Origin of the sequence: Phenylobacterium sp. (genome assembly GCF_035276905.1) — a bacterium.
Taxonomy (GTDB): domain Bacteria; phylum Pseudomonadota; class Alphaproteobacteria; order Caulobacterales; family Caulobacteraceae; genus Phenylobacterium.
Genome location: NZ_DATELG010000140.1, coordinates 1 through 10,424 on the forward strand (window position 1 = coordinate 1; position 10,424 = coordinate 10,424).

General features: G+C 70.2%; 8 protein-coding genes. 6 read left to right on the plus strand and 2 right to left on the minus strand.

Features of this window, described 5'->3' with window-relative positions:
• From gor to VJS38_RS06415, 5 genes are all read left to right on the plus strand, one after another.
• Positions 1 to 1,263: glutathione-disulfide reductase (gene gor / locus VJS38_RS06395; protein ID WP_324087321.1), on the plus strand; the 1,263-nt coding region annotated here is incomplete at its 5' end.
• The gene (locus VJS38_RS06400) at positions 1,260 to 2,474 is read left to right on the plus strand and encodes an O-antigen ligase family protein (protein ID WP_324087322.1); all 1,215 of its coding nucleotides are present in this window, start codon (positions 1,260 to 1,262) and stop codon (positions 2,472 to 2,474) included. The genes gor and VJS38_RS06400, both read left to right, overlap by 4 nt.
• Positions 2,475 to 2,545: 71 nt before the next feature.
• Positions 2,546 to 3,922, plus strand: coding sequence for a class II 3-deoxy-7-phosphoheptulonate synthase (locus VJS38_RS06405; RefSeq protein ID WP_324087323.1), 1,377 nt, complete (start codon positions 2,546 to 2,548; stop codon positions 3,920 to 3,922).
• An 84-nt stretch (positions 3,923 to 4,006) separates the two neighbouring features.
• Positions 4,007 to 5,407, plus strand: a complete 1,401-nt coding sequence (locus VJS38_RS06410) for an MATE family efflux transporter (RefSeq protein WP_324087324.1) — start codon at positions 4,007 to 4,009, stop codon at positions 5,405 to 5,407.
• 66 nt (positions 5,408 to 5,473) lie between these two features.
• On the plus strand, positions 5,474 to 6,868 hold the full coding sequence (locus VJS38_RS06415; protein WP_324087325.1) for a hypothetical protein: 1,395 nt from the start codon (positions 5,474 to 5,476) through the stop codon (positions 6,866 to 6,868).
• Between the two features lie 10 nt (positions 6,869 to 6,878).
• Here the strand turns inward: VJS38_RS06415 and VJS38_RS06420 are convergent, their stop codons facing one another.
• Complete coding sequence (locus VJS38_RS06420; RefSeq protein WP_324087326.1) at positions 6,879 to 7,781, minus strand: cobalamin biosynthesis protein CbiG; 903 nt, start codon at positions 7,779 to 7,781, stop codon at positions 6,879 to 6,881.
• Between the two features lie 122 nt (positions 7,782 to 7,903).
• On the opposite strand from VJS38_RS06420, the gene VJS38_RS06425 reads away from it, so the two are divergent.
• The gene (locus VJS38_RS06425) at positions 7,904 to 8,830 is read left to right on the plus strand and encodes a Gfo/Idh/MocA family oxidoreductase (RefSeq protein ID WP_324087327.1); all 927 of its coding nucleotides are present in this window, start codon (positions 7,904 to 7,906) and stop codon (positions 8,828 to 8,830) included.
• Positions 8,831 to 8,834: 4 nt separating this feature from the next.
• Here VJS38_RS06425 and VJS38_RS06430 read toward each other — a convergent pair whose 3' ends face one another.
• Entirely contained in the window at positions 8,835 to 10,262 is a 1,428-nt protein-coding gene (locus VJS38_RS06430; RefSeq protein ID WP_324087328.1) for a L,D-transpeptidase family protein, read from the minus strand.
• Between the last annotated feature and the right edge of the window lie 162 nt (positions 10,263 to 10,424).

Genomic DNA, 10,424 nt, shown 5'->3' on the forward strand with positions numbered 1-10,424 from the left:
GGCACCTGCGTGATCCGCGGCTGCGTGCCGAAGAAGTTCATGGTCTACGCCTCGGAGTTCGCCCACCATTTCGAGATGGCCGCGGACTACGGATGGACCGTCGGCGAGACGAGCTTCGATTGGCCGAAATTCGTCGCCGAGAAGGACAAGGAGATCGCCCGGCTTTCCGGCATCTACGTCCGCAACCTCCAGAACGCCGGGGCGGAGATGGTGCACGCCCGAGCGCGCCTGCTGGACGCCCATACCGTCGAGATGGAGGGCCGCGGGACGGCGACCGCCGACAAGATCCTGATCGCCACCGGCGCACGTCCGTGGATGCCGCGCGAGCTGCCGGGCGTCGAGCACGCCATCACTTCGAACGAGGCCTTCGGCCTGCCAAAGCTGCCCAAGCGGATCGTCATCGCCGGCGGAGGCTATATCGCGCTGGAGTTCGCCGGGATCTTCAACGGCCTGGGCGTGGAGACCACCCTGGTGCATCGCGGGCCCAACGTGCTGCGCGGCTTCGACGACGACATCCGCGCGCACATCACCGAGGAGATGACGAAGCGGGGGATCAAGGTGATCCTGGCGACCCAGCATGCGGCGATCGAGAAGACCGCCGGCGGATATCTCAGCCGCTTCACCAACGGCCATTCCTGTGAGAGCGACGCGGTCATGTTCGCCCTCGGCCGCGAGCCCTATGTCCAGGACCTCGGGCTGGAAGCGGCGGGCGTCAAGCTGGACGAGAACGGCGCCGTGCTGGTCGACGATTATTCCCGCACCAGCGTCGAGAACATCTGGGCGGTGGGCGACGTCACCGATCGGATCAATCTGACGCCGGTGGCGATACGTGAAGGCCACGCTTTCGCCCAGACGGTGTTCTACGACGCGCCCACCACCTTCGACCACGAGATGGTCGCCTCGGCCGTCTTCTCGCAACCGCCGATCGGCTCGGTCGGGCTTTCCGAGGCCGATGCTCGGCATCAGCTCGGCAAGGTCGATGTCTATCTGGCGCGGTTCAAGCCGATGAAATACGCCCTGACCAGCAGCTCTGAACGCGTCCTGGTGAAGCTGGTGGTCGAGGCCGCGAGCGAAAAGGTCGTCGGCTGCCACGTGGTGGGACCGGACGCCCCCGAGATCATTCAACTTGCCGCGGTGGCCATGAAGATGGGCGTCACCAAGAGCCAGTGGGATTCCACCTGCGCGGTGCACCCGACGCTCGCCGAGGAACTGGTCACCCTGCGCGAGAAGTATGTGCCGCAGGGCCTGGGACAGGCCGCGTGACCGCGACGGTGATGACCCAGGCGCGGCAAGCCGCGCGCGGCGGCCTGGCCGCTTGGTGCGGCTGGGTGAACGTGGGCGCAGCTGTGCTGATCCCGCTGATCGGCTGGCTCTCGCCGCTCGGCTTCGCCCCGCTGCTGGCGGTGATGGGCGTCCTCAGCCTCGGGGCGTTCAGGATCACCGACAACGACCGGCCGGTCCTGATCGTGCTGCTGGGCGCGCTGGTGTGGGGTGCGGTGTCGACCACCTGGAGCCCGTCCCACCCGAAGCAGATCGACCACCGGGTGATCGTCCAGCTCGCGCTCGCGCTCCCGCTGTTCTGGAGCGCCCTCTGCGGCGCACGCCGGGCCGATCCACGGCTGAACGACCTGGCGCTCAAGGTGCTGGGCTGGGGACTGGCGTTCTACGCCGTAATGCTGCTGGCGGACGTCTTCACCAATGCGCGCTTCTACCAGGCGCTGCACGAGCGCTTTCTGGCGCCGATCGCGATGGATCGGGCGCAGACCAACGTGGGCCATTCGAGCTTCATCCTCGCGGTTCTCTGGCCCGTGGTGATGGTCGGAACGTTGAAACGCTATCGTCAGCTCGTGCTGCTGGCCGCGACGATCCTCGGCACGGTCCTGGCGGCGGACGTCTTCAACGCCGACGCGCCGGTGCTGGCCTTCCCGCTGTCGGCGATCGCCATGCTGCTGGTGTGGCTGCAGCCGAGGCTGGGTCCGCGGCTCATGGCCGGCGGGGCGGCGGCTTTCACCCTGCTGATGCCGGCGCTGATCTGGATGGTGCGGATCAGCGGCGACTACGGATTTCTGGAGCACGCCATCCCGTACTCCTGGGGCGCGCGGATGAGCTACTGGAGCCACACCCTCGACTGGATCAGCCAGGAGCCGGTGCGTGGCTGGGGCCTCGACGCCAGCCGGGCGATGGGGAACGGCATCGATCTCCATCCGCACAACGCCGCCCTGCAAGTTTGGCTGGAGCTCGGCCTGATCGGGGCGGTGGCCGCCGCGGCCTTCTGGGGTCTCAGCCTGATCCGGCTCGAACGCGAGGAGCCCGATCTTGGGAGTTCCGCGGTGGCCGGGTCGGTCGTGGCCTTCCTGTTGTTCGCCTGGCTCAACTACGGGATCTGGCAGCAGTGGTGGATGGCGCTCGGGGCCTTCATCCCGGTGCTCGCCGCCATGCTGCAGAGCAGCGCCGGCAACACGAAGTCGACCTGACGCCCGATATCGGAGTAGAAGGCCCGCTCCCGCGCGTTTCGCGGAGATGCCGGAACCTGTTCGAGACGACGATGGAACACTGGACGCCCGCCTCCTGGAGATCGAAGCCCGGCAAGCACATGCCGACCGACTATCCGGACGCCGCCGAGGTGACGAAGGTGGAGCAGATGCTCCGGGCCATGCCGCCGCTGGTGTTCGCCGGCGAGGCGCGGCGGCTGAAGACGCTGCTGGGCGAGGTGGCCCAGGGCCGGGCCTTCCTGCTGCAGGGCGGCGACTGCGCGGAGAGCTTCAAGGAGTTCCACGCCGACAATATCCGCGACACCTTCCGGCTGATCCTGCAGATGGCGGTGGTGTTGACCTTCGCCGGCGGCAAGCCGGTGGTGAAGGTGGGCCGGATGGCCGGCCAGTTCGCCAAGCCGCGCTCCTCGCCCATCGAGACCCAGGGCGAGGCCACCCTGCCGTCGTACCGCGGCGACATCATCAACGGCATGGACTTCAGCGCCGAGGCGCGCACTCCGGACCCGAACCGGCTCCTGCAGGCCTACGCCCAGTCGGCGGCGACGCTGAACCTCCTGCGCGCCTTCGCCACGGGGGGCTACGCCGACCTGCACAACATCCACCGCTGGACGCTGGGCTTCGTCGCCGGCTCGCCGCAGGGCGCCGCCTACGAGGAGCTGTCCCGGCGGATCAGCGACAGCCTCGCCTTCATGGAGGCCATCGGCGTCACGCCCGAGAGCCACCCCAGCCTGCACCAGGTGGAGTTCTTCACCAGCCATGAAGGCCTGCTGCTCGGCTTGGAAGAGGCGATGACCCGCGTCGATTCCACCTCGGGCGAGTGGTACGACACCTCGGCCCACCTGCTGTGGATCGGCGAGCGCACCCGCGAGCTCGGCGGCGCCCACGTGGAGTTCTTCCGCGGCATCCGCAATCCGATCGGCGTCAAGTGCGGCCCGACCATGGAAGGCGACGACATCCTGCGCCTGATGGACGTGCTGAACCCGAAGGACGAGGCCGGCCGCCTGACCCTCTACGGCCGCTTCGGCGCCGACAAGATCGCCGAGCGCCTGCCCAAGCTGCTGCGCGCCACCAAGGCCGACGGCCGCAGCCTGGTCTGGGCGATCGATCCCATGCACGGCAACACGCTGACCGCCTCGACCGGCTACAAGACCCGGCCGTTCGACCGCATCCTCTCGGAGGTGAAGAGCTTCGTGGAGATCTGCGAGGCCGAGGGCGTGCATCCGGGCGGCGTGCACCTGGAGATGACCGGCCAGAACGTCACCGAATGCCTGGGCGGCGCGCGCGCGCTGACCGAGGGCGATCTGGCCGACCGCTATCACACCCACTGCGACCCGCGGCTGAACGGCGAGCAGGCGCTGGAGCTGGCCTTCCTGGTCGCCGAGAAGCTGAAGCACGAGCGCAGCCAGGTCCCGATGCGCGCGGCGGAGTGAGTAAGGGAGGGAGGGGCTGACCCTTGCGGCCCAGCTAGGCCGTCCCCACTTCACCGGTTCCTCTTTGACAAGCCGGCCCCACCCATGGACCGTTCCGCGGCCCCAGCGGTCTCCCGCGCCGGAGACCGCGCCATAACCGTCCGCCCTGAACTCGTTCCGCTCCTGAAGCTGGCCGGACCCGTCGTGCTGGCCAGGCTCGGCATCATGGTCATGGGCCTGTCCGACGCGATCGTCGTCGGGCGCTATTCGGCGGCGCAGCTCGGCTATCACGCGCTGGGCTGGGCGCCGACGAATGTCGTCATCACCATGGTGGTGGGCCTGCTCAGCGGGGTGCAGGTGATGACTGCGCGCGCGGTCGGCGACGGCCGGCTGGGCGAGGCGGGCGCGGTCCTGCGCCGCGGGGTGGTCTACAGCCTGTGGATCGGCCTGGCCGCCACGCTCGTGCTCATGCTGGCCGGACCGCCGTTCCTGCACGCCATCGGGCTCAGCAAGGACCTCGCCGACGGCGCCAGCGCGCCGCTGCTGATCTTCGCCCTGTCGTTGCCGCCCTATGCGGTCAGCGTCGCGGCGAGCTTCTGGCTGGAAGGCCTGCAGCGGCCGGGCGCCGCGGCCTGGGCGATGTGGATCGCGAATGGGGTCAACCTGGCGCTCGACCTTCTGCTGGTGCCCGGGACCTTCGGCCTGCCCGCGCTGGGCGCCGTGGGCGGCGGCTGCGCGACCCTGGGGGCGCGGACGGCGCTCTGCCTCTTCATGCTGGGCTATATCGCGCGCATGGACGAGGCGAGGGCGCTCGGCGTCTTCGACCGCGCGCCGCGCGACCCGAAGGCGGAGGCGGAACAGCGCAAGATCGGCCTCGGCGCAGGGTTGTCGAACTTCTTCGAAGTCGCAGCCTTCAACAGCCTCAACGTCATCGCCGGCTGGATCGGCGCGCTCGCGGTCGCGGGCTGGGCGATCGTGCTCAATGTGACCGCGGTGGTCTTCATGGCCCCGTTGGGCCTCGCGACCGCGGCGGCGGTGCGCGTCGGCTCGGCCTATGGGGCCCGTGACGCCGCCGGCGCACGCAGCGCCGCGGCGACGGCGGTCCTCGTGACCGCCGTCTACGGGGTCGTGCTCGCCTTGGCGGTGTGGCCGCTCGCGGGTCCAATCGCCAGGCTCTACACCGACGATGCGCAGACCCTCGCGATCGCCGGCGCCGGCCTCGCGCTGACCTGTCTGATGTTCCTTCCCGACGCCTTGCAGGTGGTCGCCGCCCAGGCCCTGCGCGCCCGGGGCGATGTCTGGTTGCCGACGGGGACCCACCTGACCAGCTACATCGTGATCATGGCGCCGCTCGCCTGGTGCCTGGCCATTCCCGAGGGGATGGGGGTCAAGGGTCTGGTGTGGGCGGTCATCCTGGCCAGCCTCGTGTCGTGCGGCCTGCTGCTCGCCCGCCTTTGGCAGCTGGATCGGCGCGACTCGCGGCTGTCGCGCTTTGCAAGCGTCTAAGATTTTCGGGTAGATCCTGCGGCGCCTGCGCCGCCCCCGCGCGCGCAACGCCCCTGGAGTGGAAGCTTGAATCGAACGACCTCGTCGGAAGCCCGAGCGCTCCGACGGAATGCAGAGCTTCGGCGTGTCCGGGCGCCCGGGGCGGAAAGTGGAGTCCTGGCGGTCCTCGCGGTCGGGCTGGCCGTTTACCTCACGCTGTTCCTGGACACGGTCGTCCGGGGTTTCATCCGGGCGCCCTATGGCGACGGATTTGATATTCTTGCGATCGAGTTCCAGGCGCAGGACCAGCATGATCCCGGCGGCTACCTCTGGGCGCCGCACAACGGCCACCACATCGTCTGGCTCAGGTTGCTGACGAGCCTGGATGTCCGGGTGTTCCATGGCCAGTCGACGATCTTCTCCATCGCCGCTCTGCTAGCCGTGCTCGCCGCCGCAGTCTTGGCCGCGCGCCACATCTGGCGCGGCGTCGAGGACAAGGCGCTGGCGTGCGTCCTGGCCGCTGTCGCGCCGCTGGCGCTCTGGACCTCGCTCAACGCCTTCGACGTGAGCGTCTCCATCAACACGCCCTATGTCTTCGCCGCGACCTTCGCCGTCGCCGCTTTTCTTCTGGCCGAAAGCCAGGCCAACGGCGTCGGGGCGGCGCTCGGGCTGCTGGCTCTCGCGGCGGGGGCGGCGATGGGAAACAGCGTCGGGCTTGCGACCGTGCCGGTTCTGATGATCGCCGTGCTGCGACGCCCGGACCGCGGCCGACTGCCGCTGCTGTGGGTCGCCGGCCCGATCCTGGTTGCGATCTTCGTCTTCACCGCCGGCCAGATGGCGGTCCAGACCCAGGTCACGCCCGAGACGCCGGTCGAACACGGCGTTCGGATGCTCCGCTATTTCCTGACCTTCTGCGGCCTGCCCTGGTCGGCCTCGTCGGAAAGGATGTCGACGCCGGCCGGCTTTCAGCCTGTGGCGCAATTCGTCGGCCCGTCGATCGGCCTGCTCCTCGTCGTGCTGGGGCTTTACCTGGCGGCGAGGCCGGCGCGAGGCGCCGCCGCGCGGGATCGCCTGGACCGGTTCTGCTGCAGTCTGATCCTGTTTTCCCTTGCGGCCGCCGCGATGGCGGTTGTCGGTCGGCTCAACGCCAGCGCCGGAATGCAGGTGCCCATCCGCTATTCCGTGCTGCTGGCGCCGCTGCACATCGGGATCGTGGTGCTGTTGGCGATCCGCAGTCGCGCCGTCGGCAGGCTCAACCCGCGGAACATGTCCGTCGCGCTATTCGTCGTGCTGGCGGTGGGCGTCGGGCACCAAGTCGCCGGCCGCTACGTGATCCTGCGCTACTGCGGCCACATCAGGCAGGTCCTCGCCGCGTACGATGCGGGGCGGCGTACGCCGGAGATGGCGCGGTACGTCTATCCCGACCTGCGGCGCGCGGACCAGATGACCGCGGAAATGAGACGCCGCGGCGTCTATCAGTAGCCGCAAGCGCTCAGCTGCCCGCGCCCAGGATCCAGCCTTCCTCCCGCTCGGCGTCGACCACGACGTCAGGCGGCGTCGCCGCCGGTGGGGCGAACAGGGCGGCGAGCTTGCCCGCCTCGTCCAGGCGGGCGAAATGTTCAGCCGCGCCGCGCACTTGCGCCAGATCCTTCACCTCGCCGGCGCCCGCCTGGATTTTCAGCAGCGAAGGATAGGTCTCGGCCACCACCACCTCGACGCCGGCCAGGGCGTCCTCCGTCAGCGCCTTGAAGCCGGTCTCGAACGGCCAGACCTTCACCGCTTCGCCCCGGGCCAGCTTCAGCCGGCGCAGCGCGGGTATGCCGAGGATCGACTGACCGCCGACCGAGCCGTTGTAATAGAGCTTCCAGATCGCCGCTGCGCCCTTGGCCGCGAGGTCGGCGTGGCGGAACTCCGGCAGGTCGTCCGGTCCGTGCGGGCGGCTGCGCTTCGGCTGCAGGGTGGTCAGGGCGTCCTTCGGCGGGCAGCCCCAGAACGGGAACGGGCCGCCGGTGAGGCGCCGGTTGATCTCCGCGCCGACGCCGAAGCGGTTGTTGGTGTTGTCGGCCTTGTCCTTGGCCATCTTGTCGAGCTGGTCCCAGACCGCGCGCCACGGCGGATCGCCCGCGAGGTTCATGGCCGCGGCGAAACCGCGCGGGAAGCCGAACGAGAAGTCGAAGCCCAGCAGCGCGCGCTCGCCCCGCTTCCTGAGGTCGTCGAGCACCGCCGCCAGCCGCTTCTCGGCCTCGGCGCGGGTCGGCGGATTGTAGCTTTCGAAGGCCATGCGGAAGCGGACGTCACGCTTCAGGACGCCGATCCAGATCGAATCTGCGCCTGTGGTGGGCTTAGAGGCCGCGCTCCAGTCGACGATGATGAAGGCGCTGAACAGGCGCGGCACGTGAGGCTCCAAACCGAGGCTGAGGGTGCGGTTCTACTCCGCCCGCCGGGCCCGGCCAATCGCCTTCGGGTGGCGTCCGGCGCTTTGAACTGCTAGGCGCATCGGCCGATCCGGAGAACGGTATGGCTGATTCAGCAGCGTTGCGGGGCGGCGTCATCGGCGCGGGCGTGTTCGGGGGCTATCACGCCCGGCAATACGCCCAGCAGGACGGCGCGGTGCTCTCCGCCGTGCTCGACCCCCACCCGGACCGCGCAGCCAAGGTGGCCATGCCGTTGGGCGGGCGGGCCTTCCACGAGCTCGACGCCTTCCTCGAGGCCGTGGACGTGGTGACCGTGGCCTCGCCGGCGACGGTCCACGCCGAGCACGTGCTGGCGGCGCTGGCCGCCGGCAAGCCGGTCTATGTCGAGAAGCCGATCGCCGTCAGCGTCGCCGACGCCGAGCGCATCCGGCGAAGCGCGGCGGCGAAGGGCCTGGTCCTCGCCTGCGGCCACCAGGAGCGCGTGGTCTTCCGCGCCATGGGCCTGCTCGACGTGCCCGAACAGCCGCTCAGGCTGGAAGCCCTGCGCCACGGTCCGCCCTCGGAGCGCAGCCGAGACGTCTCGGCGGTGCTCGACCTGATGGTGCACGACATCGACCTGGCGCTCTCGCTCACGACCGCCAGGCCGCTGACGGGCGGCTTGAGGGCGTCGGGCGGCTGGGACGACACCCTAGCCGAGCTCGCCTTCGACGACGGCTTCAGCGCCCGCTTCGACGTCTCGCGCCAGGCTGCGGCGCGCAAGCGGACGATGCGGGTGGTGTTCCCCTCTGGCGAGGTGGAGATCGACTTCGTCGCGCGCACCTTCCGCAATACGACGCCGTTCGGCCTGGACCCCGATTTCGCCGATACACCGGCCGGGCGCGATCCGCTGGGCGCCAGCATCGCCAGCTTCCTGATGGCGGTGCGCGGCGCGGCGCCCCGGCCGGTCGTCACCGCCGACGAGGCGATCCGCGCCCTCGACGTCGCGCTGGCCGTCGAGGGTGGCGCTCAGCTCTCCGCGCCGGCCGCCTGAGCGGTCAGGCCCGCCGGCCGCGCGGCGGATGGTCGAGCATCTGCAAGAGCCGGGCGTCCCAGCCGTAGATGTCCGGCCGGAAGGCGATGCGGTCGCCCTCGGGATAGGCGGTGAGGTAGAGCAGCCGCACCGGGACCTTGTGCGTCAGGCTGATGCGCAGGGTTTCGCCCGAGGCCAGGGCCTGGTCGACGCGCCCGGCCGGCCAGCCCGGCTCGTCCGCCAGCAGGAGCTTGGCGAAGCCGACCGCCTGCGCCAGGCGCACGCAGCCGTGGCTGACGGCCCGCTGCGAGCTGGCGAAGGCCGCCTTGGCCGGGGTGTCGTGGAGATAGACCGCATAGGGGTTGGGGAAGTCGAACTTCACAGCGCCGAGCGCTGCGTCCGGACCGGGGTGCTGGACGAGCCGGCCGTCCCTCATCGAAAAGCCCTTGGCCTGCAGATAGGCCTCGCCCTTGGGCAGGATCTCCCGTTCGGCGATCTCGGGCGGCACGTTCCACGGGGGATTGAGGACGATCGCGTCGACGGCGGATTTCAGCATCGGCGTCTCGTCGCCGCCCGGCCGCCCTGAGGCCGCCAGCAGGCGGGCGGCGAGCCGGCCGTCGCGGAAATAGCTCATCTCGGCGGCGGCGATGTTCACGTCGATGCGGGTCGCAGGCTTCTGGCGGGGCAGCCAGCGCAGGCGCTCCAGGCTGGCGCGTAGCTGGGCGGCGCGGGCCTGGACCGGAACGTTCAGCTGCTCGACCGTCGCGGCGTCGAGCTGGCCGCTGACGGGCAGGCCGTGAGCGGCCTGGAACCGCTGGAGCGCCGCGATCAGTGCGGCGTCGACGGGAGCGGCCTGTGGCGCGCCGGCGAACTGCGGGTCCTCCAACGCGAGCCGCGTCCTGAGGACGGCGGCCTGCGCGCCCTGAGCACCCGGCTGCAGCGGCGTGGCTTCGATTGTCGGCCAGCCGCCGGCGGCCGCGATCCGTTGGTAGGCGACATAGGCCTTCTGCAGCGCCTGGTAGGCGGGCGAGGGCGGGGCCTGTTCTTCCAACCACGCTTTCACCGTCCCGGCCTGCAGCGCCTGAGCAAGGCTCGCGTCGGCGTCATAGGCCGCGGGCTTGAGGCCCCAATCGCGGGGAAAGGCGGTCCTTGGGATGGTCAGGCCATGCTGGGCGCGGGAGTAGTCCGCCAGGGCCGTGCGCAGCTCCTGGGCGGCGGCGGCGCGGTCCGTCCGGTCGTGGGAGGCGAGCAGCCGCTCGATCTTCTGAACGTGGAAACGCTCGGCCGCGAAGCCGTGCTCGGGCGCGGCCTTCAGCGTGGCCAAGGCCAGCTCGGCGTTCTTTCCGGCAAGCGCGTCGGAGCGACCCAGACAGGCGGCGAGGCCAAGCGCGCCGGCGAGGCCGAGCGCGAGTGCGGCCGCCTTCCAGACGCGGAACGGCCGTGGCTGATTCACAAAGGATAGGTCTGTCATGGAACACCAACGCGCGAGCGTGGCCGTGGTGGCGAGCGCTAGCGGGTGACGTCGTCGTCGGGTTCGTCTTCGTCGCTGTCGAACGGAAGGTCCTGGCTGCCATCGGCGCGCACGGCCCGCTGGGCGGGGCCCCGGGGCGGTTCG